This window comes from Aeromicrobium sp. IC_218 (genome assembly GCF_004336805.1).
In the GTDB taxonomy this organism is placed as follows: domain Bacteria; phylum Actinomycetota; class Actinomycetes; order Propionibacteriales; family Nocardioidaceae; genus Aeromicrobium.
In genome coordinates this window covers 73,213-98,329 of the sequence record NZ_SJXM01000008.1, presented here as the reverse complement: position 1 = coordinate 98,329, position 25,117 = coordinate 73,213, and the positions used below count along the sequence as shown (strand labels likewise).

General features: G+C 72.7%; 25 protein-coding genes. 14 read left to right on the top strand and 11 right to left on the bottom strand.

Annotated features, from left to right (window positions below; genetic code table 11):
- The first annotated feature begins 112 nt into the window (after positions 1 to 112).
- From E0W78_RS10920 to E0W78_RS10885, 8 genes are all read left to right on the top strand, one after another.
- Positions 113 to 955 (top strand): prephenate dehydratase, encoded by an 843-nt coding sequence (locus E0W78_RS10920; RefSeq protein ID WP_131403986.1) that lies wholly within the window; start codon positions 113 to 115, stop codon positions 953 to 955.
- A complete protein-coding gene (locus tag E0W78_RS10915) occupies positions 952 to 2,076 on the top strand; it encodes a GNAT family N-acetyltransferase (RefSeq protein ID WP_131403985.1) in 1,125 nt (374 codons plus the stop codon). Before E0W78_RS10920 ends, E0W78_RS10915 begins: the two co-directional genes overlap by 4 nt.
- Positions 2,077 to 2,105: 29 nt before the next feature.
- On the top strand, positions 2,106 to 3,608 hold the full coding sequence (locus E0W78_RS10910) for an MDR family MFS transporter (RefSeq protein WP_131403984.1): 1,503 nt from the start codon (positions 2,106 to 2,108) through the stop codon (positions 3,606 to 3,608).
- 9 nt (positions 3,609 to 3,617) lie between these two features.
- The gene (purU, locus tag E0W78_RS10905) at positions 3,618 to 4,469 is read left to right on the top strand and encodes a formyltetrahydrofolate deformylase (RefSeq protein ID WP_131403983.1); all 852 of its coding nucleotides are present in this window, start codon (positions 3,618 to 3,620) and stop codon (positions 4,467 to 4,469) included.
- Positions 4,470 to 4,596: 127 nt separating this feature from the next.
- The gene (locus tag E0W78_RS10900) at positions 4,597 to 5,619 is read left to right on the top strand and encodes a sulfate ABC transporter substrate-binding protein (protein ID WP_131403982.1); all 1,023 of its coding nucleotides are present in this window, start codon (positions 4,597 to 4,599) and stop codon (positions 5,617 to 5,619) included.
- A complete protein-coding gene (gene cysT / locus E0W78_RS10895) occupies positions 5,616 to 6,461 on the top strand; it encodes a sulfate ABC transporter permease subunit CysT (protein ID WP_131403981.1) in 846 nt (281 codons plus the stop codon). The genes E0W78_RS10900 and cysT overlap by 4 nt, the downstream gene beginning before the upstream one ends.
- The gene (locus E0W78_RS10890) at positions 6,454 to 7,284 is read left to right on the top strand and encodes a sulfate ABC transporter permease subunit (protein WP_131403980.1); all 831 of its coding nucleotides are present in this window, start codon (positions 6,454 to 6,456) and stop codon (positions 7,282 to 7,284) included. The genes cysT and E0W78_RS10890 overlap by 8 nt, the downstream gene beginning before the upstream one ends.
- Entirely contained in the window at positions 7,274 to 8,245 is a 972-nt protein-coding gene (locus tag E0W78_RS10885; RefSeq protein ID WP_131403979.1) for a TOBE-like domain-containing protein, read from the top strand. The genes E0W78_RS10890 and E0W78_RS10885 overlap by 11 nt, the downstream gene beginning before the upstream one ends.
- A gap of 97 nt (positions 8,246 to 8,342) precedes the next feature.
- Here E0W78_RS10885 and E0W78_RS10880 read toward each other — a convergent pair whose 3' ends face one another.
- Positions 8,343 to 8,987: a class I SAM-dependent methyltransferase gene (locus E0W78_RS10880; protein WP_131403978.1), complete on the bottom strand. Its 645-nt coding sequence runs from the start codon at positions 8,985 to 8,987 to the stop codon at positions 8,343 to 8,345.
- A gap of 65 nt (positions 8,988 to 9,052) precedes the next feature.
- Here E0W78_RS10880 and E0W78_RS10875 point away from each other — a divergent pair, with 65 nt between their 5' ends.
- Positions 9,053 to 9,625 carry an XRE family transcriptional regulator gene (locus tag E0W78_RS10875; RefSeq protein ID WP_131403977.1) on the top strand — a complete coding sequence of 191 codons (573 nt, stop codon included), beginning with the start codon at positions 9,053 to 9,055 and terminating at the stop codon, positions 9,623 to 9,625.
- A gap of 7 nt (positions 9,626 to 9,632) precedes the next feature.
- Here the strand turns inward: E0W78_RS10875 and E0W78_RS10870 are convergent, their stop codons facing one another.
- Positions 9,633 to 10,019: a hypothetical protein gene (locus E0W78_RS10870; protein ID WP_131403976.1), complete on the bottom strand. Its 387-nt coding sequence runs from the start codon at positions 10,017 to 10,019 to the stop codon at positions 9,633 to 9,635.
- A 74-nt stretch (positions 10,020 to 10,093) separates the two neighbouring features.
- On the bottom strand, positions 10,094 to 11,308 hold the full coding sequence (locus E0W78_RS10865) for an MFS transporter (RefSeq protein WP_242686314.1): 1,215 nt from the start codon (positions 11,306 to 11,308) through the stop codon (positions 10,094 to 10,096).
- A gap of 130 nt (positions 11,309 to 11,438) precedes the next feature.
- Between E0W78_RS10865 and E0W78_RS10860 the strand changes: the two genes are divergently transcribed.
- The 3 genes from E0W78_RS10860 to E0W78_RS10850 all read left to right on the top strand — a co-directional run bounded on the left by E0W78_RS10860 (position 11,439) and on the right by E0W78_RS10850 (position 14,536).
- Positions 11,439 to 11,915, top strand: a complete 477-nt coding sequence (locus E0W78_RS10860) for a Fur family transcriptional regulator (protein ID WP_131403975.1) — start codon at positions 11,439 to 11,441, stop codon at positions 11,913 to 11,915.
- 2 nt (positions 11,916 to 11,917) lie between these two features.
- The gene (locus E0W78_RS10855; protein WP_131403974.1) at positions 11,918 to 13,441 is read left to right on the top strand and encodes a catalase; all 1,524 of its coding nucleotides are present in this window, start codon (positions 11,918 to 11,920) and stop codon (positions 13,439 to 13,441) included.
- Between the two features lie 111 nt (positions 13,442 to 13,552).
- Positions 13,553 to 14,536, top strand: a complete 984-nt coding sequence (locus E0W78_RS10850) for a malate dehydrogenase (protein WP_131403973.1) — start codon at positions 13,553 to 13,555, stop codon at positions 14,534 to 14,536.
- Position 14,537: 1 nt separating this feature from the next.
- On the opposite strand, the gene E0W78_RS10845 is transcribed toward E0W78_RS10850, so the two are convergent.
- From E0W78_RS10845 to E0W78_RS10820, 6 genes are all read right to left on the bottom strand, one after another.
- The gene (locus E0W78_RS10845) at positions 14,538 to 14,825 is read right to left on the bottom strand and encodes a DUF3017 domain-containing protein (RefSeq protein WP_165570477.1); all 288 of its coding nucleotides are present in this window, start codon (positions 14,823 to 14,825) and stop codon (positions 14,538 to 14,540) included.
- The gene (locus tag E0W78_RS10840; protein WP_131403971.1) at positions 14,822 to 15,673 is read right to left on the bottom strand and encodes a bifunctional methylenetetrahydrofolate dehydrogenase/methenyltetrahydrofolate cyclohydrolase; all 852 of its coding nucleotides are present in this window, start codon (positions 15,671 to 15,673) and stop codon (positions 14,822 to 14,824) included. The genes E0W78_RS10845 and E0W78_RS10840 overlap by 4 nt, the downstream gene beginning before the upstream one ends.
- Positions 15,674 to 15,697: 24 nt before the next feature.
- A complete protein-coding gene (locus tag E0W78_RS10835) occupies positions 15,698 to 16,456 on the bottom strand; it encodes a M14 family zinc carboxypeptidase (protein ID WP_131403970.1) in 759 nt (252 codons plus the stop codon).
- 33 nt (positions 16,457 to 16,489) lie between these two features.
- Positions 16,490 to 18,055 carry a bifunctional phosphoribosylaminoimidazolecarboxamide formyltransferase/IMP cyclohydrolase gene (purH, locus tag E0W78_RS10830; RefSeq protein WP_131403969.1) on the bottom strand — a complete coding sequence of 522 codons (1,566 nt, stop codon included), beginning with the start codon at positions 18,053 to 18,055 and terminating at the stop codon, positions 16,490 to 16,492.
- A 149-nt stretch (positions 18,056 to 18,204) separates the two neighbouring features.
- Entirely contained in the window at positions 18,205 to 18,831 is a 627-nt protein-coding gene (gene purN, locus E0W78_RS10825; RefSeq protein WP_131403968.1) for a phosphoribosylglycinamide formyltransferase, read from the bottom strand.
- Positions 18,737 to 19,945 carry a DUF6350 family protein gene (locus E0W78_RS10820; RefSeq protein WP_131403967.1) on the bottom strand — a complete coding sequence of 403 codons (1,209 nt, stop codon included), beginning with the start codon at positions 19,943 to 19,945 and terminating at the stop codon, positions 18,737 to 18,739. Before E0W78_RS10820 ends, purN begins: the two co-directional genes overlap by 95 nt.
- Positions 19,946 to 20,012: 67 nt before the next feature.
- Here E0W78_RS10820 and E0W78_RS10815 point away from each other — a divergent pair, with 67 nt between their 5' ends.
- Positions 20,013 to 21,830, top strand: coding sequence for a hypothetical protein (locus E0W78_RS10815; RefSeq protein WP_131403966.1), 1,818 nt, complete (start codon positions 20,013 to 20,015; stop codon positions 21,828 to 21,830).
- 88 nt (positions 21,831 to 21,918) lie between these two features.
- Here E0W78_RS10815 and sucD read toward each other — a convergent pair whose 3' ends face one another.
- Both sucD and sucC read right to left on the bottom strand, forming a co-directional pair.
- Complete coding sequence (gene sucD, locus E0W78_RS10810; RefSeq protein ID WP_131403965.1) at positions 21,919 to 22,815, bottom strand: succinate--CoA ligase subunit alpha; 897 nt, start codon at positions 22,813 to 22,815, stop codon at positions 21,919 to 21,921.
- A gap of 10 nt (positions 22,816 to 22,825) precedes the next feature.
- Positions 22,826 to 23,992, bottom strand: coding sequence for an ADP-forming succinate--CoA ligase subunit beta (gene sucC / locus E0W78_RS10805; RefSeq protein WP_131403964.1), 1,167 nt, complete (start codon positions 23,990 to 23,992; stop codon positions 22,826 to 22,828).
- Between the two features lie 151 nt (positions 23,993 to 24,143).
- On the opposite strand from sucC, the gene E0W78_RS10800 reads away from it, so the two are divergent.
- Positions 24,144 to 25,001, top strand: a complete 858-nt coding sequence (locus E0W78_RS10800) for an alpha/beta fold hydrolase (protein ID WP_131403963.1) — start codon at positions 24,144 to 24,146, stop codon at positions 24,999 to 25,001.
- The last annotated feature ends 116 nt before the right edge of the window (positions 25,002 to 25,117 follow it).

Below are 25,117 nucleotides of genomic sequence, written 5' to 3'. Positions count from 1 at the left end.
TTCGACCCGGGTCGGTTGGTCGGAGCATAGGACACCACCGCGCCCGCGCGGGGGACGCGGGCGTCGCGCGGGGCGGGGCCGGACCCCCGCCCGTCAGTGCCACACTGAGCGGGTGAGCACCACCCGCATCGCGTACCAGGGCGAGCCCGGCGCGAACTCCCACATGGTCATCGACGAGCACTACCCCGACGCGGAGCCCGTGCCCTGCGCGTCCTTCGAGGACGTCTTCGCGGCCGTCACCGCCGGCGACGCCGACCTCGCGATGATCCCGATCGACAACTCGATCGCCGGCCGGGTGGCCGACATCCACCACTTCCTGCCGACGTCGGGCCTGCACATCGTGGCCGAGCACTTCCTGCGCATCCGGTTCGCCGTCATGGGCACGCCGGGCACGACCCTGGACTCGGTCAAGACCGTGCACAGCCACGTCCACGCGCTGGGCCAGTGCCGCAAGATCATCCGCGCGCACGGATGGACGCCGCTCATCAGCGGCGACACCGCCGGCGCCGCCCGCGAGATCGCCGAGGCCCACGACCCCAGCCGCGCGTCCATCTCGCCGCCGCTCGCCGCGCAGATCTACGGCCTGGAGGTGCTGGCCGAGGACGTCGAGGACGAGGACCACAACACGACCCGGTTCGTCGTGCTGTCGCGCGAGCCCCGCCGTGCGCCGGCCGGCGAGGGTCCCGTCGTGACCACGTTCGTGTTCAACGTCCGCAACCTGCCGGCCGCGCTCTACAAGGCGCTCGGCGGGTTCGCCACGAACGGCGTCAACATGACCAAGCTGGAGAGCTACATGGTCGACGGCCACTTCACCGCCACCCAGTTCCTCTGCGAGGTCGACGGGCACCCGGACGAGCCCGGACTGGCCCGCGCCCTCGAGGAGCTCGCGTTCTTCACGACCGACGTCGACGTGCTCGGCGTCTACCCGGCCAGCCCGTTCCGGGCCGCGCCGTGACCGAGCAGCTGCCCTGGCCGCTCTGCGTCCCCGTCCTCACCGACGGCGAGGTGACGCTGCGCGCCCACACGCCGGACGACGTGGACGACCTGCACGCGATGTCGACCGACCCCGAGACGCAGCGCTGGACGTCCGTCCCCGCCGACCAGCCGCGGGAGGGCAGCGCGGACTTCGCGCTGCGCCAGATCCCCGCGTGGTGGGCCGACGGCTCGAGCGCCGGCTTCGCCATCGAGGCGCCGGACGACGACGGACGTCCGCGGTTCGCCGGCAACGTCGACCTGCGCGGCGGGCCGGTCGCGAGCATCGGCTACGCGCTCGCGCCGTGGGCCCGCGGCCGTGGCGTCATGCGCCGGGCGGTCGACCTGGCCGTGCAGTGGGGCTTCGCCGAGCGCGGCGTGGAGGCCGTCCACTGGAGCGCCCACGTCGGCAACGAGGCGTCGCTGCGGGTCGCCCACGCGTGCGGCTTCGAGCTGGTCGGCACCTCCCCCGCCTCGCTGCACGAGCGTGGCCGAGTGTTGGACGCCTGGACGGCCGTCATCCGCTTCGGCGACGCGCCCGTCCCCCGCACGCGCTGGGCCGAGCCGATCGTGCTCGAGGGCGAGCGCGTCCGCCTGCGCCCGCTGCGCGAGGGCGACCTGTTGCGGGTCGTGCAGGCGTGCACCGATCCGCTGACCCGGCAGTGGGTCGACGGGCTGCCGGACCCGTACACCCTCGCGAACGCCGCGGACTTCCTGGCCGAGTCGGTCTGGCACGCGGCCACCGGCGAGAAGGCGACGTGGGCGATCGCCGACGCCGCCGACGACGAGCTGGCCGGGCTCGTCTCCGTGATGGGCCTGCGCGGCCTGGACCCGACGTCCGGCGAGATCGGCTACTGGGCCCACCCGGAGGGTCGCGGGCGTGGACTGCTCACCGAGGCCGTGGCGCTCGCTGTCCGGCACGCGCTCGACCCGGACGGTCTGGACCGGCGCCGGCTCACCCTGCACGCCGCGGCCGGCAACGGCCCGAGCAACGCGATCGCCGTCCGGAACGGGTTCGAGCGGGTCGGCACCGAGCGCGCGGCCGAGCGGCTCGGCGACGGCACGTACGACGACCTGCACGCGTACGACCTGCTCCGCGCATAGTCGTCGGTGGGCGCAACTACCCTGGCCCCATGACGCAGACGCGCGACAACGCCGGCACCGACCTCGCCGACGGGCACAGCCCCTGGCCGGCCCTGTGGGCCATGGTCATCGGCTTCTTCATGATCCTGGTCGACAACACCATCGTCTCGGTCGCGACGCCCGCGATCGGACGTGACCTCGACGCCGACGTCAACGCCGTCATCTGGGTGACCAGCGCCTACCTGCTGGCCTACGCGGTGCCGCTGCTCGTCACCGGACGCCTCGGCGACCGGCTCGGGCCCAAGAACGTCTACCTGACCGGCCTGGCGATCTTCACCCTCGCGTCGCTCTGGTGCGCGCTCACCGGCTCCATCGAGGGGCTCGTCGTCGCGCGCGTCGTCCAGGGCCTGGGCGCCTCGCTCATGACGCCCCAGACCATGGCCGTCATCACCCGCACGTTCCCGCCGCAGCGCCGCGGCAGCGCCATGGCGCTGTGGGGCGCGACCGCCGGCGTCGCGACCCTCGTCGGGCCGGTGCTCGGCGGCGTGCTCGTCGACGCCGCCGGCTGGGAGTGGATCTTCCTGGTGAACGTCCCGGTCGGCATCGTCGGCTTCGTGCTGGCCTGGCGGCTCGTGCCGACCCTGCCGACGCACAGCCACTCCTTCGACTGGACCGGCGTCGCGCTCAGCGCCCTGGGCATGTTCCTGCTGGTGTTCGGCATCCAGGAGGGCGAGAAGTACGACTGGGGCACGATCACCGGCGTCATCTCCGTGCCGCTGCTGATCGGCGCCGGCCTGGTCGTCCTGGCCGTCTTCGTGTGGTGGCAGTCGCGCGTCCGCACCGAGCCGCTCGTGCCGCTGGGCCTGTTCCGCGACCGCAACTTCTCGCTCTCGAACGTCGGCATCGCCGCCGTCTCGGGCGCCATCACCGCCATGTCGCTGCCGTTCATGTTCTACGCCCAGCTCGTCCGCGGGTACAGCCCCACCGAGTCGGGCCTGCTGCTCGTCCCCATGGCCGTCATGACCGCGGCCCTGGCCCCGATGGTCGGACGCCTCGTCGACCGCGTGCACCCGCGCTGGCTGGTCGCCACCGGCTTCGCCTCGTCGTCGGCCGCGATCTGGTGGCTGCTCGCCACCATCACCCCCGACCGCGCGGTCTGGCAGCTGCTGCTGCCCATGGCCCTGTTCGGCGTCGGCAACGCCTTCCTGTGGGCGCCGCTGAGCACCACGGCCACGCGCAACCTGCCGCTGAGCGCCGCGGGCGCGGGGGCCGGCGTCTACAACACCGTCCGCCAGGTCGCCGCCGCCCTGGGCAGCGCGGCGATCGCCGCCATGATCCAGGCCCGGCTCGCCGCGCACCTGGGCGACCAGGCCGGCAGCAGCGACGCGCTGCAGTCATCGGGGGCCGCGCTGCCCGCGCAGGTCGCCGGGGAGTTCGCCGACGCGATGTCCGAGGCGCTGGTGCTGCCGGCGGTCGTCCTGCTCGCCGGCCTGGTCGTCGCGATGTTCCTGGCCCGCCCCACCCACGAGGGCTACGGGCGCCGGGCCGACTAGTCTGCACCCGTGACCGCCTCGTACGTCCTGACGCTCTCCTGCCCCGACCGCCCCGGCCTCGTGCACGCGGTCTCCCGCTGGGTCGCCGAGGCGGGCGGCAACATCCTGGACAGCCAGCAGTTCACCGACACCGCGAGCGGGCAGTTCTTCCTGCGCCTGCACTTCGACTTCCCCGACGCGCGGGTCACCGACGAGCTGCGCACCTCGTTCGGCCCGGTCGCCGACGAGCACGCGATGGACTTCAGCCTGGTCGTCGCCGAGGCGCCGCTGCGCACGATCGTCATGGTCTCCAAGGACCTGCACTGCCTCAACGACCTGCTGTTCCGCCAGAGCACCGGCGGGCTCAACATCGAGATCCCGGCGATCGTGTCGAACCACCCGGACGCCGAGCGGCTGGCGCGCTCGTACGACGTCCCGTTCCACCACGTGCCGGTCACCGCCGACACGAAGGCCGCGGCCGAGGCCCGTCTGCTCGAGCTCGTGGCCGAGCTGGACGTCGACCTGGTCGTCCTGGCCCGCTACATGCAGATCCTCTCCGACGACCTGTGCCGGGCGCTCGAGGGACGCGCGATCAACATCCACCACTCGTTCCTGCCCAGCTTCAAGGGCGCGCGGCCGTACCACCAGGCCCACCAGCGCGGCGTGAAGCTGATCGGCGCCACCGCGCACTACGTCACCGCGGCGCTCGACGAGGGGCCGATCATCGACCAGGGCGTGCTGCGGGTCGACCACCGGATGGCGCCCGCCGACCTCGCCCGGGTGGGCCGCGACGTGGAGTCGCAGACCCTCTCGCGGGCCGTGCGCCTGCACAGCGAGTCGCGCGTCCTCATGGACGGGCCGCGCACCGTCGTCTTCGACTGACGTACCACGCATCCCGGTCCGTGGACGCTCGGACCAGCATGTGAGCAGGTCTCCACGGCTCGTCGGCCGCGCCTAGCGTGCTGGGGACGGCACGCGCCCGGCGTGCCCCGAGCCGAAGGCCCTGCTGATGTCCCGACACCGTCTCGCCGCTCTCGCGACCGCCCTCGTCTCCACCGTGGCGCTCGCCGCGTGCGGTGGCGGCGCCTCCGGCGGATCCGGCACCACCCTGTCGTTGGTCGGCTTCGCCGTGCCGAAGGCGGGCAACAACGCCGCCCAGGCCGCCTTCGCCCAGACCGACGAGGGCAAGGGCACCACCTGGAAGGAGTCCTACGGCGCCTCCGGCGACCAGAGCCGCGCCGTGGCCAACGGCCTGGACGCCGACTACGTCCACTTCTCGCTGACGCCCGACGTCGACCGCCTGGTCGAGGCCGGTCTCGTCGCCGACGACTGGGACTCCGGCGCGAACAAGGGCATCGTCACCGACTCGGTGGTCGTCCTGGTCGTCCGCAAGGGCAACCCCAAGAACATCCAGGGCTGGGACGACCTGGTGAAGCCCGGCGTCGGCATCGTCACCCCGAACCCCGGCTCGTCCGGATCGGCCCGCTGGAACATCCTCGGCGCCTGGCAGCACGTCATCGCGAACGGCGGCAGCGAGGCCGACGCTCAGGCGTTCCTCACCAAGCTGGTCGGCAACGTGAAGGCGCTGCCGGGCAGCGGCCGCGACGCCACCACCGCGTTCCAGGGCGGCACCGGCGACGTGCTCATCTCCTACGAGAACGAGGCCATCCTGGCGCGCCAGAACGGCGAGGAGATCGACTACGTCGTCCCGTCCGACACGCTCAAGATCGAGAACCCCGCCGCCGTCACCGAGGACGCCGACCCGAAGGCCGAGGCGTTCCTGGACTTCGTGCTGAGCCCCGAGGGCCAGGCCGAGTACGTGAAGAAGGGCTTCCGCCCGCTCGAGTCGGTCGAGGGCGTGGACGTCGGCGAGGTCGAGGGCGCCAACGACCCCAGCGACCCGTTCCCGACCCCCGAGAAGCTCTGGACGATCGACGGCGACTTCGGCGGCTGGGCGGCCGTGAACACGAAGTTCTTCGACGAGGACGCCGGCATCGTCACCACGATCCTGCAGGAGTCCGGCAACTCGTGACCACCCTCGCCCCGACGGACCCGGGAACGGCGCGCCAGCGCCGCTCCCGGGCGTCGTCGTCCCTGACCCGCGGCTCGGCGATCGGCCTGGGCCTGACGCTGACCTGGTTCAGCCTGCTCGTCCTCATCCCGCTCGCGCTGGTCGTGGTGTCCGCCGCCGAGGGCGGCTGGCAGACGTTCGCCGACACGCTGCGCAACCCGCAGACCGCCGCCGCGCTCCGCCTCACCGTCACCCAGTCGCTGATCGTCACCCTGGTGAACGTCGTCATGGGCACGCTCATCGCGTGGGTGCTGGTGCGCGACTCGTTCCCCGGCAAGGCGCTGCTCGAGGTCGTCATCGACATCCCGTTCGCGCTGCCGACGATCGTCGCCGGCCTGGTGCTGCTGAGCCTGTACGGCCCGCAGAGCCCGATCGGCGTCGACGTGGCCAACACCGAGGCGTCGGTCTTCCTGGCCCTGCTGTTCGTCACCCTGCCGTTCGTGGTGCGCACGGTGCAGCCGGTGCTCATCGAGCTCGACCGCGACGTCGAGGAGGCCGCCGCGTCGCTGGGCGCGAGCCGCTTCACGACCTTCCGCCGCGTGCTCCTGCCCGCGCTCACCCCGGCCATCACCGCCGGCGCCGCGCTGTCGTTCGCGCGCGGCATCAGCGAGTACGGCTCGCTCGTGCTGCTCTCGGGCAACCTGCCGCTGCAGACCGAGGTGGCCTCGGTGCGCATCCTGACCTACATCGAGAACGGCAACGAGGCGGCCGCCGCCGCGGTCGCGACGATCCTGCTCGTCGTGGCGCTGCTGGCCATCACCGTGCTCCAGCTGGTCTCGCGGGCGGTGGCGCGCCGTGGCTAGCCGCACCCGCGCCCCGCGCACCGCCGGCGCGTACGTCCGCCGGACGCTCGTGGCCGTCTACCTGTTCATGCTCGTCGTGTGGCCCGCGGCCCTCGTCGTCCGGCACACGTTCGACGGCGGGCTCGAGAACCTGACGACCGCGCTCAGCGACCCGGTGGTCACCGCCGCGCTGCGGCTGACCGTGGTCGTCGCGGTGTGGGCCGTCGTCATCAACACCGTCTTCGGCGTCGGCATCTCGATGCTGCTGGTGCGCCACGAGTTCCGCGGACGACGGGTCCTGTCGGCGCTCGTCGACCTGCCGCTGTCGGTGTCCCCCGTCGTGGTCGGCCTGGCCCTGCTGCTGGCCTACGGCGGCACCAACGGGGTCTTCGGTCCGACCCTCGAGGGGCTCGGCCTGCAGATCGCGTTCGCCACGCCTGGCATCGTCATGGCCACCGCGTTCGTCGCCCTGCCGCTGGTCATCCGCGAGGTCGTCCCCGTGCTCGAGGAGGTCGGCACCGAGCAGGAGCAGGCCGCCCGCAGCCTCGGCGCCGGCGGCTGGCAGACGTTCCGGCGGATCACGCTGCCGTCGATCAAGTGGGCGCTCGTGTACGGCGTCGTGCTGAGCCTGGCCCGCAGCCTGGGCGAGTTCGGCGCGGTCAAGATCATCTCGGGCAACCTCATCGGCCAGACCCAGACCGCCACGCTCGTCGTGGAGCAGAAGTACCAGGACTTCGAGCAGGGCAGCGCGTACGCGACCAGCTTCCTGCTCGCCCTCATCGCGGTGGCCGCGCTCGTCGTCGTCACCGTCCTGCGACCCAAGGAGGACCCCGATGGGGATTGAGATCACCGGCGTCTCGAAGCGGTTCGGCGACTTCGTGGCGCTGGACGACGTCTCGCTGTCGATCCCGAGCGGCCAGCTCACGGCGCTGCTCGGCCCCAGCGGCGGCGGCAAGTCGACGCTGCTGCGGATCGTCGCCGGGCTGGAGTCCAGCGACGAGGGCCAGGTCGTCATCGAGGGCCGCGACACCACGGGCGTCCCGGCGCAGAAGCGCAACGTCGGGTTCGTCTTCCAGCACTACGCGGCGTTCAAGCACATGACGGTGGCCAAGAACGTCGCCTTCGGCCTGGAGATCCGCAAGCGGCCCAAGGCCGAGGTGAAGGCCAAGGTCGACGAGCTGCTCGAGCTCGTCCACCTGACGCAGTTCGCCCACCGGCTGCCCTCGCAGCTCTCCGGCGGCCAGCGCCAGCGGATGGCCCTGGCCCGTGCGCTGGCCATCGAGCCCAGCGTCCTGCTGCTCGACGAGCCGTTCGGCGCCCTGGACGCCAAGGTGCGCAAGGAGCTGCGCGACTGGCTGCGCCGGCTGCACGACGAGGTGCACGTGACCACCGTCTTCGTGACCCACGACCAGGAGGAGGCGCTCGAGGTCGCCGACTCCCTCGTGGTCATCAACGACGGCCGCATCGAGCAGGTCGGCACCCCGGACGACCTCTACGACAAGCCGGCCAGCGACTTCGTGCTGTCGTTCCTCGGTCCGGTCACGACGCTCGGCGACCGGCTCATCCGGCCGCACGACATCGAGATCTCCCGCTACGAGCAGGCCGCCGTCGTCGACGGGCCGATCACCCGTTGGACGCGCGTGGGCTTCGAGGTGCGCCTGGAGGTCACGCCCACCGACCCGCGCCACCCCGACCCGGTGCAGGTCGTGCTGACCCGCTCGGACGCCACCGCGCTGGGGCTGCACCCCGGCGACCACGTGTGGCTGCGCCCGCAGCCCGGCGCCGACGCCGTCGTCCACGCCTGACCCCGGCCGACCGCCTCGCGCTCGCGCTGGGCGTGACGCTCTGCCCGCGACACGCCGGTGCGGAAGTACAGAACGTCACGCCCAGCGACGAGGCGGACTAGGCGCGGCGGCGGGCGAGCAGCGTGGCGTCCTCGACGTCCATCGTCCGGCCCTCACGCTCCACGGTGCGCGGGCGGTCCTCGCACACCAGCACCTCGAAGTCGTCCGGCAGCGCGGGCCGCAGGTCCTCGGCGTGCCACATCGCGCGCGCCTTCGCCGCGTCGAGGTGGGCGAACACCTCGGACGGCGCGTGGCCGACGACGAGCAGGTGGCCTCCGGGGGCGACGACGCCGGCCAGGCGACGGGTCACGTCGACCATGCCGGCCTCCGGCGGGTGCAGGAAGTGCGTCGTGACCAGGTCGAACTCGCGCCCGTCCGGCTCGAACGTGCGCGCGTCGACCTGCCACCAGTCGGTGCGGTCGGCGACGCCGGCCTGCTCGGCGTGGCGGGCGGCCCGGGCCAGCCCGTTCGCGGAGAAGTCGGCCCCCGTCACCGTCCAGCCCTGCCGGGCCAGCCAGACGACGTCGCCGCCCTCGCCGCAGCCCACGTCCAGCGCCGTGCCGGGGGCCAGGTGCTGGGCCTCGGCGACCAGCTGCGGGTTCGGCCGGCCGCTCCAGATCTCGCCGTCGCCGGCGTAGCGCTCCTCCCAGCCGGGCGCCTCGAAGTAGTCGGGCTGGGACTCCTGCTCGTGGTCGTGGCTCATGCCTCCAGCCTGCTGGCACCCTCCGCCGCTGACAAGTTTTCTTGCCGGTCCGGCAAGATGGGGGCATGGCCGACCTCGACGACGTCCTCAACGGCGTGGGCCCCCGACTGCGCGCCCTGCGGGTGGAGCGCGGCGCGACGCTCGCCGACCTGTCCGCGCGCACCGGCATCTCGGTGAGCACGCTCTCGCGCCTGGAGGCCGGCCAGCGGCGGCCGACCCTGGAGCTGCTGCTGCCGCTGGCCCAGGCGCACCGCGTGGCGCTCGACGAGCTGGTGGACGCGCCGGAGACCGGCGACCCGCGTGTCCGGGCCCGGCCGATCGTCCGGCACGGCCGCACGTTCGTCCCGCTCACCCGGCGCCCGGGCGGCGTGCAGGCGTTCAAGATCGTCGTGCCGCCGCACGACCCGGCCGAGCCGTTCGAGCCGCGGGTCCACGAGGGGTACGAGTGGATCTACGTGCTGTCGGGCCGGCTGCACCTCGTGCTGGGCGGACGCACGCTCGACCTCGTGCCCGGCGAGGTGGTCGAGTTCGACACGCGCACGCCGCACGTCATCGCCAACCGCACGGACGAGCCGCTCGAGCTGCTGGGCCTGTTCGGCCCCCAGGGCGAGCGGATGCACGTCCGCTCCGGGCGCTAGGTCCGCGTCACCGCTCGGCGCGGTACAGGGTGAGGGTGCCGTCGCGCTCGTCCATCCGCAGCGACCACGCCCGGTCCCCCGTCTCCTTCGAGCGGTACCCGCCGTGCTGCTTGACGATCGACCGGGCCCGGGCCACCTCGGCGCGCGGGACGTCGAGCCCCTCGGCGCGCAGCGCCGCCTGCAGCCCGTCGACGTCGTGGCGCTCGTCCATGCGCCCGACCAGCGACGACGACGCGACGACGAGCACACCGGCCAGGCCGAACGCGAGCCAGCGCCGCGTGAGCGGACTCGCGACGCGCGCGCCGACGGCGCAGACGACCAGAGCCAGGCCGAGCGTCACCGTCGCCAGCTCGAGCAGGGAGCCGCGGACGAGCCCGGCGTCGAGTTCGATCATCCGTCGATGATGGCGCCCCTCCCCGACCGCGTCCGGGGAACCGACGAGCGCCCCGGGGCGGTCGGAGCGCCGGCTCAGGCCGGCTGCGGGACGCCGTCGGCCTCGCGGGCCAGCGCCGTGCGCTCGACCCGGACGCCGACCAGGAAGATCGCGATGCCGCCCGCGGCCAGGGCCGCACCCACCAGCGTGGGCGCCCGGTAGCCCCATCCGGCCGCGATGACGATCGAGCCGAGCCAGGCCCCGAGGCCGTTGGCCACGTTGAGCGCGGAGTGGTTCAGCGCGGCGCCGAGCATCTCGGCGTCGCCCGCGGCGTGCATGAGCCGCACCTGCAGGCTGATCGCCACCAGCGAGCCGAACGCCGCCACCAGGAAGACGAGCAGGAAGGTCGGGACCGCCCAGGTCATGACCGGCCACAGGGCCAGCAGCAGCACGGCCATGCCGCCCATGCCCAGCAGCACGGTGCCGTTGACGCTGCGGTCGGTGAGCGGACCGGCCACCCACGTGCCGACGAGCGATCCCAGGCCGAAGGCCAGCAGGAACCACGGGATGGCGCCCTTGGACAGGTCGGTGACGTCGGTGACGATCGGGCTGATGTAGCTGTACATCGCGAACATGCCGGCGAAGCCGACCGAGCCGGCCGCGGCGGCCAGGTGCACCTGCGGACGTCGCAGGGCGCGCAGCTCGCGGCCGAGGGACGCGCTCGTGTCGGCGGGCTGGTGCGGCACGAAGACCGCGATCGACAGCGCCGCGGCGACGGCGACGCCCAGCACGAGCACGTAGGCCGACCGCCAGCCGAGCGCCTGGCCGAGCCAGGTCGAGGCGGGCACGCCGACGACCGTGGCGACCGACAGGCCCATCATCACCATGCTGATCGCGCGGGCGCGTCGTTCCGGGGCGACGAGCGAGGACGCGACGAGGGCCGCGACGCCGAAGTAGGCGCCGTGCGGCAGGCCGGCCAGGAAGCGCACGACCATCACCGGCAGGTAGCCGTCGACCACGGCAGTGAGGCCGTTGAAGACGCCGATGGCGAGGGCCAGGCCGACGACGAGCGCCTTGCGCGGCAGCCGCGCCGCGAGCGAGACGATCAGCGGGGCACCGACCACGACGCCGAAGGCGTACGCGGTGATGATGTGGCCGGCGGTCGGGATCGAGACGTCGATGCCGTCCGCGATCTCCTTCAGCAGGCCCATGGTCACGAACTCGGTGGTGCCGATGGCGAAGCCGCCCAGGGACAGCGCGAGCAGGGCGAGGCCGACGTGTCGGGTCGGAGTGGGGGCATTCGTCGTCACGACATGATCGAACCACCCGCGCGGCACCGCTGTTCCCCAGCGTGCTGGGAGTCACGTCGGCGCGGTGACGTCACCGACACGCCATCCACCGTTCTTTTAATTCCTCAAAAGAAGCGATAGCGTCTCCCCCGTGACCAGGACACCCCACACCGTCGACGAGGCGGAGCTGCGCGACGCGCTCCACCACGTCGGCCTGCGTGTCACGGCGCCCCGCCTGGCCGTGCTGACGTCGCTGGCGGGCCACCCGCACGCCGACGCCGACGCGGTCTTCCAGGACGTCCGCACCGACCTGCCCGGCACGTCCGTGCAGGCCGTGTACAACGTGCTCGGCGACCTCAGCGCCGCCGGGCTCCTGCGCCGCATCGAGCCGGCCGGCTCCCCGGCCCGCTACGAGCGGCGCGTGGACGACAACCACCACCACCTCGTGTGCCGCGGCTGCGGCGCCATCGAGGACGTCGACTGCACGGTCGGCGCGGCTCCGTGCCTCGCCCCGTCGTCGACGCACGGATTCACCATCGACGAGGCCGAGGTGACGTTCTGGGGCCTGTGCCCCACGTGCGCGTCGGCCGCCCCGACTTCCGCAACCACCCCCAAGGAGAGTGAGTGAGCATGTCCACGCCCCCCAACGCCCCCGAGGCCACCGGCAGCACCACCGCCGCCGGCGCCCCGGCCGAGAGCGACCGCAACAGCCTGAGCGTCGGCGCCAACGGCCCGCTGCTGCTGCACGACGTCCACCTGGTCGAGACCCTCGCGCACTTCAACCGTGAGCGTGTCCCGGAGCGCAACCCGCACGCCAAGGGCGCGGGCGCGTTCGGCGTCCTGGAGGTCACCGAGGACGTCTCGGCGTACACCAAGGCGGCGCTGTTCCAGCCCGGCACGACCACCGAGTCGCTGCTGCGCTTCTCGACCGTCGCCGGCGAGCAGGGCAGCCCCGACACGTGGCGAGACGTCCGCGGCTTCGCGCTGAAGTTCTACACCGAGCAGGGCAACTACGACATCGTCGGCAACAACACGCCGGTGTTCTTCCTGCGCGACCCCATGAAGTTCCCCAACTTCATCCGCAGCCAGAAGCGCCTCGCCGCCTCGGGCCTGCGCGACGCCAACATGCAGTGGGACTTCTGGACGCTCAACCCCGAGTCGGCGCACCAGGTCACCTACCTCATGGGCGAGCGCGGCCTGCCGGCCACGTGGCGCCACATGAACGGCTACGGCTCGCACACCTACCAGTGGATCAACGCCGCCGGTGAGAAGTTCTGGGTGAAGTACCACTTCCACACCAACCAGGGCATGGAGTTCATGAGCAACGAGGAGGCGGCGAAGGTGGCCGGCGACAACGCCGACTTCCACCGCCAGGACCTCTTCGACGCCATCGAGCGCGGCGAGTTCCCGAGCTGGAAGCTGTCGGTCCAGGTCATGCCGTACGCGGACGCCGCCGAGTACCGCTTCAACCCGTTCGACCTGACCAAGGTCTGGCCGCACGCGGACTACCCGCTGATCCCGGTCGGCACGCTGACGCTCAACCGCAACCCGGTGAACTTCTTCGCCGAGATCGAGCAGGCGGCGTTCTCCCCCGGCAACACGGTGCCCGGCATCGGCCTGTCGCCCGACAAGATGCTGCTGGGCCGCGCGTTCGCCTACAACGACGCGCAGCGCTACCGCATCGGCGCCAACTTCCACCAGCTGCCGGTCAACCGTCCGAAGGCCTCGGTGGAGTCGAACTCCTACCTGTTCGACGCGCAGATGACCTTCGACCACGCGGGCTCGGCCCCGGTGTACGCCCCGAACTCGTTCGGTCGCGGCTTCGCCGACGAGCAGGGCGTGGCCGAGGACGGCTGGGAGACCGACACCGAGATCGTCCGCAGCGCCTACCGCCTGCACAGCGAGGACGACGACTTCGGCCAGGCCAGCACGCTGGTGCGCGAGGTCTTCACCGACGCGCAGCGTGACCAGCTGGTCGAGACCGTCGCCGGCGCCCTGAGCGGCGTCACGGTGGACGTCGTCCGCGAGCGCGCGTTCTGGTACTGGACGAGCGTCGATCCCGAGATCGGTGCCCGCATCCAGACCGCCGTCACCCTCGGCAAGGGCGACGCCGTCGCCGCCGGCGAGGTCGACGGCATGGGCGTCCGCGTCTGACGCACCCCGCCTGACGAGGGCCCCCGACCGGCCGGTCGGGGGCCCTCGTGCGTCCGGCGGGCGGCACCGGCCGGTGCTACGTTCGAGTCCGGATCGACGATTGGAGCGAACGTGAGCCCGTCCCCTCTCAAGGTCGCGGTCACCGGTGCCGCCGGCCAGATCGGCTACAGCCTGCTGTTCCGCCTCGGATCCGGAGCGCTGCTCGGCGACCGCCCGGTCCAGCTGCGGCTGCTCGAGATCACCCCGGCCCTCAAGGCGCTCGAGGGCGTCGTCATGGAGCTGGACGACTGCGCGTTCCCGCTGCTGGACTCGGTCGAGATCGGCGACGACCCCGAGCAGGTCTTCGACGGCGTCAACCTCGCGCTGCTGGTCGGCGCCCGGCCCCGCACCAAGGGCATGGAGCGCGGTGACCTGCTGGAGGCCAACGGCGCCATCTTCACCGAGCAGGGACGCGCCCTGAACAAGGTGGCCGCCGACGACGTCCGCATCGGCGTCACCGGCAACCCGGCCAACACCAACGCGCTCATCGCCATGAGCAACGCCCCGGACATCCCGAAGGAGCGCTTCAGCGCGCTCACGCGGCTCGACCACAACCGCGCCATCGCGCAGCTGGCCCGCCGCACCGAGTCGCAGGCGGCCGACGTCACGCGCATGACGGTGTGGGGCAACCACTCCGCGACCCAGTACCCCGACCTGCACCACGCCCGCGTCGGCGACCGTCCGGCGACCGAGCTGGTCGACGACGCCTGGATCCGCGACGACTTCATCCCGACCGTCGCCCGCCGCGGCACGGCGATCATCGAGGCACGTGGGGCGTCGTCGGCGGCGTCCGCGGCGTCGGCCACGGTCGACGCGGCCCGTGACTGGCTGCTGGGCAGCCCGGAGGGCGACTGGGTCTCCATGGCCGTGGCGTCCGACGGGTCGTACGGCGTGCCGGAGGGGCTCGTCTACTCGTTCCCGGTCACCACGTCCGGCGGCGACTGGCAGATCGTCCCCGACCTGGAGATCGACGACTTCTCGCGGCAGAAGATGGACGCGACGGCCGCCGAGCTCGTCGAGGAGCGCGACGCGGTGAAGGCGCTCGGCCTGATCTGAGCTAGCCGGGCTGGCCGGGGATGTTGAAGGCCAGGAAGACCAGCGCGGCGCCCAGCACCGCCGTCCAGGTCACGTCGAACACGCGGCCGCGCACCCGCAGCATGCCGTCGTGCGACTGCGGCACCACGGCGCGCAGCAGCGACGCGAGCAGGAACGACCCGCCGATGGTCGCCACGCCCGCGCGCCAGAACCCCAGCACGGTCAGCAGCAGCCCGATCGTCACCACGACCAGCTGGCCGAGGTAGATCTGCGAGCCGCGGCTGCGCGGCAACGGGGGGAGCCGGCTCACGCGTCCTGCTGCTCCGCGGAGTCGACGACGTTCGCCAGCAGCAGCGCGCGGGTCATGGGACCGACGCCGCCCGGGTTCGGCGAGACCCAGCCCGCGACGTCCCACGCCTCAGGAGCGACGTCGCCGGCGATCTTGCCGTCGACGCGGCTGACGCCGACGTCCAGCAGGGCCGCGCCGGGCTTGACCATGTCGGCCGTGATGATGCCGGGCACGCCGGCGGCCGCGACGACGATGTCGGCGCGGCTGACCTCGGCGGCCAGGTCGACGGTGCCGGTGTGGCACAGCGTGACGGTGGCGTTCTCGCTGCGGCGGGTGAGCAGCAGGCCCATCGGACGTCCGACGGTGATGCCGCGGCCCACCACGACCACGTGCTGGCCGGCGATCGGCACGTCGTGGCGGCGCAGCAGCTCGATGATGCCGCGCGGGGTGCACGGGAGCGGGGCGGGCTTGCCGAGCACGAGCCAGCCGAGGTTGGTCGGATGCAGGCCGTCGGCGTCCTTGGCCGGGTCGATGCGCCCGATGACCGCGTTCTCGTCCAGGCCGCGCGGCAGCGGCAGCTGGACGATGTAGCCGGTGCACGCCGGGTCGGCGTTGAGCTGGTCGACCGCGGCTTCGACCTCGGCCTGGGTGGCCGTGGCCGGCAGGTCGATGCGGATGGACTCGATGCCGACCTCGGCGCAGTCCTTGTGCTTGCCGTTGACGTACCAGCGGCTGCCCGGGTCGTCACCGACCAGGATCGTGCCGAGCCCGGGCACGACGCCGCGGGCGCGCAGCGCGTCCACGCGCGCGCGCAGCTCGTCCTTGATCGCCGCCGCTGCGGCCTTGCCGTCGAGGATCTTCGCCGTCACGCGGGCCAGTCTCTCACCCGCGGCTCAGCGGACGCGGGCCGCCGTCATGATCGCGCGGCTGGCCTTCTTGCCGGCCCAGGCCGTGGACGGCTTGGAGCGGTACTCGATCGTCGTGGCCGTGCCGTGCTTGCCGTAGTAGTGGTTGTACCAGCCGGTGAGCGTGGGCGAGACCTTGTTCGACGGCCCGACCGGGAGCGCCTTGAGCTTGAGCCCGAGCTCCGTGGCCAGCCGCCGGTGCCAGGCGCGGTCCTTGGAGCTCTTGCCGATCACGCCGTAGGGCTGGTGGATCGAGGCGATGTAGTCGGGCTTGACCCGCTTGAGGAAGCGCATCATCACCTTGGTCTCGCGCTCGCTGCCGCGGGCCTTGCCGCCCCACGTGCGCGTGCCCTTGCCCTTGCGCGTCCAGCCGTTCGTCGGCCAGTTGCGGTTGAGGTCGACGCCGCGCGCGTTCGTGCGCGTGCCCTTGCGGGCGCCGTCGGGGTTCATGGTCGGCACGATCCACATGGCCGTGCCGGCCTTCGGCTTGCGGTGCTTGACCAGGTAGCGGGCCGTCGTGCGTCCGGCCGTCTCGTTGCCGTGCATCTGGCCCAGCACCAGCAGCACGTGCGTGGCGTCCGGGTCGCCCCGGAAGTACGCCTTGATCGCCCGTCCCTGGGAGGACGTGCCGATGACCTCCGAGCGCGCCACGTAGCGGGGCTCGTCGGCGGCCGACGCCGGGGCGGCGACGAGGGACGAGGCGACGGTGGCGGCCATGGCGACGAGCGCCGACCCGAGAATGCGCATGCGCGCACCCTAACCCGGGTCGGCGCCGTCGTCTCAGTGGAAGAAGTGCCGCGTGCCGGTGAGGTACATGGTGACGCCGGCGGCGTTCGCGGCCGCGATCGTCTCCTCGTCACGCACCGAGCCGCCGGGCTGGACGATCGCCCGCACGCCGGCCTCGAGCAGCACCTGCGGCCCGTCGGCGAAGGGGAAGAACGCGTCGGACGCCGCGACCGAGCCGCGGGCGCGCTCGACGCCGGCCCGATCGACGGCCAGGTGGCACGAGTCGACCCGGTTGACCTGGCCCATGCCGATGCCCACCGAGGCCCCGTCCTTGGCCAGCAGGATCGCGTTCGACTTCACCGAGCGCACCGCGGTCCAGGCGAAGGCCAGGTCGGCGAGCAGCGCCTCGTCGGCCGGCTCGCCGGCGGCCAGCGTCCACGTGGACGGGTCGTCGCCGGGGGCGTCCACGCGGTCGCGCACCTGCACGAGCAGGCCGCCGCTGACCTGGCGGAACTCGGTCGTCACCTGGGCGTCCTCGTCGGGGCAGACCAGGATGCGGATGTTCTTCTTGCCCTGCAGCACCTCCACGGCGCCGTCCTCGTAGCCCGGGGCGACGATGACCTCGGTGAAGACCTCGGCGACCTGCTCGGCCATCTCGACGCTGACCGGGCGGTTGACCGCGATGACGCCGCCGAACGCCGAGACCGGGTCGCAGGCGTGGGCGCGGCGGTGGGCCTCGGCGACGTCCGCGCCGACGGCGATGCCGCACGGGTTGGCGTGCTTGATGATGGCCGCGGCCGGCTCGTCGAAGTCGTACGCGGCCCGGCGGGCGGCGTCGGTGTCGACGTAGTTGTTGTAGCTCATCTCCTTGCCGTGCAGCTGCTCGGCGGAGGCCAGGCCGCCGCTGCCGTCGGTGTAGAGCGCGGCCTGCTGGTGCGGGTTCTCGCCGTAGCGCAGCACCGCGGACTTGTCCCAGGTGTCGGCGGCGAACTCCGGCCAGCCGTCCTCGGGGGCGTCGTAGACGCTGGCGAACCACGACGACACGGCCGCGTCGTAGGCGGCGGTGTGGGCGAAGGCCTGGCCGGCGAGGCGGCGGCGCTGCTCAAAGCTGAAGCCGCCGGCGTCCAACGCCTCGGCGACCTGACCGTAGGCCGACGGCGAGACGACGACCGCGACGCTGGGGTGGTTCTTCGCGGCGGCGCGCACCATCGAGGGGCCGCCGATGTCGATCTGCTCGACGACGGCGTCCGGCTCGGCGCCCGACGCGACGGTCTCGCGGAACGGGTAGAGGTTGACGACGACGAGGTCGAACGGCTCGACGCCGAGGTCGGCCAGCTGCTGCTGGTGCGACTCGAGGCGGAGGTCGGCCAGGATGCCGGCGTGGACGCGCGGGTGCAGCGTCTTGACCCGGCCGTCGAGGCACTCGGGGAAGCCGGTGAGCTCCTCGACCGGGGTCACCGGCACGCCGGCGTCCTCGATCGTGCGGGCGGTGGAGCCGGTCGAGACGATCTGGACGCCCGCGGCGTGCAGCGCCTGGGCCAACTCGGGCAGGCCGGTCTTGTCGTAGACCGAGACGAGGGCCCGGCGGATCGGGCGGAGGGACGTGGGGGTGGCGTTCATGCGGTCTCCTGGTACGCGACGACGGATCGAGCTCGTACCCCGGCACCCAGGCGGACCATGCCGTTGATGGGGTGGCGGCCGCTCCCTGGTGGTTCAACCCACCTGCGCCAGTCGCGACCTGGGCCGAGCATACCGACCGGCCCGGGAGGTCAGCCGAGCCGCACCCGGCGTCCGTCGACGGTGAAGCCGTGCCGGGCCAGCAGGCCCACGTGCTCGACCAGCATCGCGCGCTCGGCGACCTTGATCCGCTCGTGCAGGGAGGCCTCGTCGTCCTCGTCGAGCACCGGGACGGCCGTCTGCGCGACGATCACGCCGGTGTCGACGCCTGCGTCGACGACGAACAGCGTCGCGCCGGTGACCTTGACGCCGTACTCGAGCGCGTCGCGCGGTCCGTGGGTGCCGGGGAACGACGGCGAGAGCGCCGGGTGCGTGTTGAGCGTCCGGCCGCCGAAGCGCTCGAGGAACGCGGGGCCGACCAGCTTCATGAAGCCGGCCAGGACGACGAGGTCGGGCTCGTACGCGGCGACCTGCTCGGCCAGCGTGGCGTCCCAGGTGGCGCGGTCGGGCTGGTCCTTGAGCGGCAGCACGAAGGTCGGCACCCCGTGGCGATCGGCGCGGCGGAGCCCCTCGACGTCGGGCCGGTCGGACCCGACGGCCACGACCTGCGCGCCGTAGGCGGGGTCAGCGGTCGCGTCGAGCAGGGCCTGCAGGTTCGTCCCGGACCCGGAGACGAGGACGACGAGACGGGCGGTCCTCGGGGGCGTCGTGTCCGGCACGGACGCCACGATAGTGCGTCAGAGCCTGTCCCAGGGCGCCGCCCAGCGCCAGCACCGGCACGGCCACGAGGAGCGGCGTCCAGGTCGGCGGCCCGACCTCGGCCAGGCGCTGCGCCCCGGCGCCGCCGCCACTGATCGCCACGAGCACGCCGGCGGACGCTCCGGCCAGCGCGCCCGCCGCGGCACCCAGGCCGACCCGCTCGGGCAGACCCAGGCCGTCGGGCACCTCCAGGCGCCAGCCCGCCCAGGCCCCGGCGAGCAGCGGCACGAGGCCGAGCAGCACCGTCCAGCCGGGCAGCTCCCCGGGCGACGGCAGCGCGGCGAGCGTGGGCAGGGCCGGGACGGCGCCGAGGTGGACGCCGGTCAGGTCGACGGAGGTCTCGGTGCCGAGCGCGAAGCCCGGGCCGACCATCGCCGACAGCGTCCAGAGCACGAGGTTGGGGACGGCCGCGACGCTCACCGCGGCGAGGCCGACGGCGCCGGTGCCGGTGGGGGCCAGGCCGGCCCACAGGTCGGCGGCGCGAGGCAGGTGCACGGCCAGCAGGACGACGTAGAGGACGGCGGCGGCGAGCAGCAGGGACGCCAGCCCGGCCGTGGCCGCCCGGACGACCGCCCGCACCGCCGCGTTCTCGGTGGGCCACCAGCGGACGCGGTGGCGGGGGTGGACGCTGATGCCCGCCCAAGCGCCGATCGCGGCGACGACGAAGGCGGCGAACGTGCCGCGGACCAGCCCGATGCTCACGTCGTCCCCGCCGGTGCCGGCGAGGGCCGCGGCCAGAGCGGCGACGACGCCGTAGGCGCCTGCCGTGCCGGCGAGCAGCACGCCCGGCTCCGGCACGTCGCGGCGCGTGGCGACGGCGGTCGGGACGGCCACCAGGGCCACCGCCGCGAGCATCCCGCCGAGGGGCAGCACGGTGATCGCGACGCCGTCCACGGTGATGCCGGAGCCGTGGGCGACGAGCCAGGCCCGGGTCGCGACCCGCAGCGCGTCCAGGTCGGGGCTCGCGCCGGCCAGCACCACGGCGGCCAGGCAGAGCAGCACGCCTGCGAGGGCGGTGGCGACGCCGGTGAGGATCGCGGACCGCAGGGTCACGGGTGCCGTCGTCGCGCTCATCCCTCCCAGCCTGCCTGTAAAGTGGCCCCGCTCCTCGCAGAAACGCCGATCCCCCGGAGGCTGATCCATGACTCGCGTCGACGAGTTCAACAGCTTCTACGCGGCGACCGCGGAACAGACGCTGCGCGTCATGTACGCCTCCACCGGCGATCGGCAGGTCGCGCTGGAGAGCACCGTGAGCGCCTACCGCCACGCGTGGCGCGACTGGTCCAAGGTCCGTGGAAGCGACCCGCTCGGCTACGTGCGCGGCGAGGCCTGGCGGTCCGTCGGCCTCAGCCGAGGCACGCACCCGCTGCGCAAGCGGCACGAGGACGACAGCGACACCGCCCTGCTGGACGCGCTGCTCGACCTGCCCGTCGACGAGCGCCGCCTCGTCGTGCTCATGACGCTCGGCGACATCGACCTCGACGACGCCGCCCGCGAGGTCGGCGTCACCGCCGAGGAGGGCATCGAGGGCGCCACGAACGCGCTCGCCGCGCTCGAGCAGGCCCTCGGCCAGGGCATCGAGCAGCTCGAGACCCGCCTGCAGGCGCTGGGCAGCGTCACGTCCGGCCTCGAGCTGCCCGAGGCGCGCACCCTGCGCACGCGCGCGCGGCGCAGCGAGCGGCGCAACGCCGTCGCGCTCGTCGCGGTGGCCGTCCTCGCGGTCGTCCTCGGCGGCTTCGTGGCCACCGACGGCGACGCGATGGCCCGCAACGACGCCGTCCCGCAGCGCGAGAAGCTCAGCGCCGAGTCCCCGATGGAGACGCTGGACGCCCGCGAGGTCGACGAGGACGACCTGCTGACGTCCGAGCAGGTCTCGCGGCTCAACCCGGCGGCCACGTGGTCCATCACCGGCACCGACACGAACCCGGACAACCGCGAGCCGTACTCGACCTGCCCGATCGACCGGTTCGCCAACCCCGACCCCGAGCGGGTCTTCGTGCGCACCTACACGACCGGCGGCGAGTCCGGCGAGCGCGTCGCCGAGGCCATCGAGGTCTCGCGCAGCCGCAAGGCCGCGACCGCCGCGTACCGCACCCTCGTGTCCTGGTACGCCGACTGCACCCACCCGCGCGTGCAGCTGCTCGACTCGTACACCGTCGACCGTCCGTTCGGCGACTTCACCATCCTGCGCCTGCGCAGCTACCGCGACCCCGAGAAGACGTTCACCGTCGGCCTGAGCAGCTCGGGCACCGTGACCAGCGTCGTCGTGCACGAGGTGCTAGGCGCGAAGGCCCCGGCGATCGAGACGTTCGCCCAGACGCTCAACGACGCCGTGCTGCGCGTCTGTATCGACAGCGGCGGCACCTGCACCACCGACCTGCAGGTCCAGCGCACCGTGCCCCCGGCGACGTCCACCGCCCCGGCGTTCCTCGGCATCGTCGACCTGCCGCCGGTCGGCACGGTCGACAAGGTGTGGGCCGGCACGCCCCCGACCGTCTCCAAGGACGACCCGGCCGCGACCCCGTGCGAGCTCCGCAAGAGCTCGCGCAAGTCCGGCAAGGTCGTCGGGTCCCGCGTCTTCCTCATCCCCGAGGCCAAGGACCAGCTCCCGGCCCAGTTCGCGGTGTCGCAGACCCTGGTGCGCCTGCCCGACGAGAAGTCGGCCCGTCGTCTGGTCGACGACTCCGAGGACCTCATGAACGAGTGCGCGAGCGACAACCTGGCCGCGACGATCTCGCAGGCCGGCAAGGCCCGCGCCGGTGACCAGCGCCAGCGCACCTGGCGCATGGTCTTCGAGGTCAGCAAGAAGCAGACGGTGCAGTACCGCACCGGCCTGGTGCAGCGCGGCCGGTACGTCTCGCAGGTGACGCTCACGTCCTCGCGCGACGTCGACATCCCGCGTCCGGTGTTCGAGGCGCTCATCGAGCGCGCCGGGCAGCGGCTCGTCCACGCCGACTGAGCCGGACGTCCCCCCGCAACGCGTCCGCCCCTCCGGGGACGACGAAGGGCCCCACCGCCGAGGCGGTGGGGCCCTTCGCATCAGTGCGTCAGAGCGACTGCAGGATCTCGCGCATCAGGGCGGCGGTCTCGGACGGCGTCTTGCCGACCTTCACGCCGGCGGCCTCGAGGGCCTCCTTCTTGCCCTGGGCCGTGCCCGCACCGTCGGACACGATGGCGCCGGCGTGGCCCATCGTCTTGCCCTCGGGAGCGGTGAAGCCCGCGACGTAGCCGACGACCGGCTTGGTGACGTGCGCCTGGATGTAGGCCGCGGCCTTCTCCTCCGCGTCGCCACCGATCTCGCCGATCATGACGATCGCCTTGGTCTCGGGGTCGTTCTCGAACGCCTCGAGCGCGTCGATGTGCGTCGTGCCGATGATCGGGTCGCCGCCGATGCCGATGGCGGTCGAGAAGCCGAACTCACGCAGCTCGAACATCATCTGGTAGGTCAGCGTGCCCGACTTCGACACCAGGCCGATCGGGCCCTTGCCGGCGATGTTGGCCGGGGTGATGCCGGCCAGCGCCTCGCCCGGCGTGATGATGCCGGGGCAGTTCGGACCGATGATGCGGGTCTTCTTGCCCTGCGCGTAGGCCCAGAACTCCGCGGAGTCCTGCACCGGCACGCCCTCGGTGATGATGACCAGCAGACCGATCTCGGCGTCGATCGCCTCGATGACGGCGTCCTTGGTGAACGCCGGCGGGACGAAGGCGACCGACACGTCGGCGCCGGTCTTCTCGATGGCCTCGGAGACCGAGCCGAAGACGGGCAGCTCGACCTCGTTGCCCGAGGCGTCGGTGTGGGTGACGGTCGTGCCGGCCTTGCGGGCGTTGACGCCGCCCACGATGTTCGTGCCGGCCGCGAGCATGCGGGCGGTGTGCTTGGAGCCCTCGCCGCCGGTGATGCCCTGGACGATGACCTTGGAGTCCTTGGTCAGGAAGATCGACATGTCAGCCCCTTCAGCCGTTCGCCAGCTCGGCGGCCTTGTCGGCCGCACCGTCCATGGTGTCCACCTGCGTCACGAGCGGGTGGTTCAGCTCGTTGAGGATCGCGCGACCCTCGTCGACGTTGTTGCCGTCCAGACGGACGACCAGCGGCTTGGACGCCTCGTCACCGAGCAGCTCGAGGGCGCCCTTGATGCCGTTGGCGACCGCGTCGCAGGAGGTGATGCCACCGAAGACGTTGACGAAGACGCTCTTCACCTGGGGGTCGCCCAGGATGACGTCCAGGCCGTTGGCCATGACCTCGGCCGACGCGCCGCCGCCGATGTCCAGGAAGTTGGCCGGCTTGACGTTGCCGTGCTTCTCGCCGGCGTACGCCACGACGTCCAGGGTGCTCATGACCAGGCCGGCGCCGTTGCCGATGATGCCGACTTCGCCGTCCAGCTTGACGTAGTTGAGCCCCTTCGCCTTGGCCTTGGCCTCGAGCGGGTCCGCCTCCTCGTGGATGACGAAGTCCTCGTGCTCGTGGTGACGCACCTCGGACGCGTTGTCGTCCAGCGACACCTTGCCGTCCAGCGCCTCCAGCTTGTCGCCCTCCAGGCGCGCGAGCGGGTTCACCTCGACGAGCGTGGCGTCCTCCTCGACGAAGACCTTCCACAGCGCCTGGATCATCGTGACGGCCTGGTCGGCCAGCTCGGCCGGGAACTTCGCGTCGGCGACGATCTCGCGCGCCTTGGCCTCGTCGACGCCGGTGCCGGCGTCGATCGGGATCTGGCGGACGGCCTCGGGGTTGGTCTTCGCGACCTCCTCGATCTCGACACCGCCCTCGACGCTCGCGATGCACAGGTAGCTGCGGTTCGAACGGTCCAGCAGGAAGGAGAAGTAGTACTCCTCGACCGGCGGCGTGGCCGGCGTGACCAGGACACGGTTGACCGTGAGGCCCTTGATCTCCATGCCCAGGATGTTCGACGCGTGCTCGTAGGCCTCGTCGGCGGTCTTGGCGAGCTTGACGCCGCCCGCCTTGCCGCGGCCTCCGGCCTTGACCTGCGCCTTGATGACGGTGACGCCACCCAGCTGCTCGGCGGCAGCCTTGGCCTCGTCCGCCGACGTCACGACGACGCCGAGGGTCGTGGCCACGCCATGCTTCGCGAAGAGCTCCTTCGCCTGGTACTCCATCAAATCCACGGTGATGTCCGTCCTTTGGTCGAAACGCCCAGGTGGCTGACCCGACGGCCAGAAATGGGCCTCCGCGACTGTAACGCCTGGATGTCGGGGGACGCGCGTCAGGTGGGTCACAGACGGGCGGACGCCCCGCGGCCGTGCCAGGGTGGAGCGCATGGCTGACGGCTCGAGCCGGGTGCGTTCCGGCGACGTGGTGCTGGACGTGCGGGTGCGTGGCGCCGGTCCGGCGGTGGTGCTGGTGCACGGATTCCCCGACACCCAGGACGTGTGGTCGGCGGTGGCCGAGCGCCTCGTCGCGGACTTCACCGTCGTCACCTACGACGTCCGCGGGGCGGGCCGCTCGACCGCTCCCCCGCGTCACGACGGGTACCGCCGCGAGCGGCTGGTCGACGACCTCGTCGCCGTGCTCGACGCGACCGTGCCGGACGAGCCGGTGCACCTGGTCGGGCACGACTGGGGCTCGGTGCAGCTGTGGGAGGCGGTGCTCTCCGAGGCCGACGACCCGCGCCTGCGCGGCCGGCTGGCCTCGTTCACCTCGATCAGCGGGCCGCCGCTGGACCTGCTCGGGCACTACCTCCGGCACAACCTGCGCCGCCGCCGGCTCGGTCGCGTCCTGGACCAGGCCCGCCGCTCCTGGTACGTCGGCGCCTTCCAGGTGCCGCTGGTGCCCGAGCTCGTCCTGTCGGCCGGGCCCGGGCTCGCCCGCACCGCGATCGAGCGGCTCGAGGACGTCCGTTTCGGGCCGACGTTCGTCACCGACGTGCGGCACGGCATCAACCTGTACCGGCAGAACGTGGGGCTGCCCTCGCGCGGGCTGCGGCGCACGTCCGTCCCGGTGCGGCTCGTCGTGCCGCTGCGCGACCGCTACCTGTCCCCCGCGCTGTACGAGGACCTGCCGGCCATGGTCGAGCGACTGTCCCGCGTGGACGTCGACGCGAGCCACTGGGTGGTCCGGCACGAGGCCGACACCGTCGCCCGCACGGTCGCCGAGCACGTCCGCGCGCACACCTGAGCCTTTTCGGTCGGTTGTGAGTCTTTCCACACGCAGACCGGGATTCCCGCGGGCGGCGCGGCCCGTCGGCATCCGATGGTTGAAAGTGGTTTCGGTTTGACCGCTCCGTCGGCTAA

Coding starts and splice junctions, on each gene's coding strand:
- E0W78_RS10910 (WP_131403984.1), top strand. CDS start 2,106: ATGACGCAGACGCGCGACAACGCCGGCACCGACCTCGCCGACGGGCAC.
- E0W78_RS10900 (WP_131403982.1), top strand. CDS start 4,597: ATGTCCCGACACCGTCTCGCCGCTCTCGCGACCGCCCTCGTCTCCACC.
- E0W78_RS10885 (WP_131403979.1), top strand. CDS start 7,274: ATGGGGATTGAGATCACCGGCGTCTCGAAGCGGTTCGGCGACTTCGTG.
- E0W78_RS10880 (WP_131403978.1), bottom strand. CDS start 8,987: ATGAGCCACGACCACGAGCAGGAGTCCCAGCCCGACTACTTCGAGGCG.
- E0W78_RS10875 (WP_131403977.1), top strand. CDS start 9,053: ATGGCCGACCTCGACGACGTCCTCAACGGCGTGGGCCCCCGACTGCGC.
- E0W78_RS10870 (WP_131403976.1), bottom strand. CDS start 10,019: ATGATCGAACTCGACGCCGGGCTCGTCCGCGGCTCCCTGCTCGAGCTG.
- E0W78_RS10855 (WP_131403974.1), top strand. CDS start 11,918: ATGTCCACGCCCCCCAACGCCCCCGAGGCCACCGGCAGCACCACCGCC.
- E0W78_RS10835 (WP_131403970.1), bottom strand. CDS start 16,456: ATGCGCATTCTCGGGTCGGCGCTCGTCGCCATGGCCGCCACCGTCGCC.
- purH (WP_131403969.1), bottom strand. CDS start 18,055: ATGAACGCCACCCCCACGTCCCTCCGCCCGATCCGCCGGGCCCTCGTC.
- E0W78_RS10820 (WP_131403967.1), bottom strand. CDS start 19,945: ATGAGCGCGACGACGGCACCCGTGACCCTGCGGTCCGCGATCCTCACC.
- E0W78_RS10815 (WP_131403966.1), top strand. CDS start 20,013: ATGACTCGCGTCGACGAGTTCAACAGCTTCTACGCGGCGACCGCGGAA.
- sucD (WP_131403965.1), bottom strand. CDS start 22,815: ATGTCGATCTTCCTGACCAAGGACTCCAAGGTCATCGTCCAGGGCATC.
- E0W78_RS10800 (WP_131403963.1), top strand. CDS start 24,144: ATGGCTGACGGCTCGAGCCGGGTGCGTTCCGGCGACGTGGTGCTGGAC.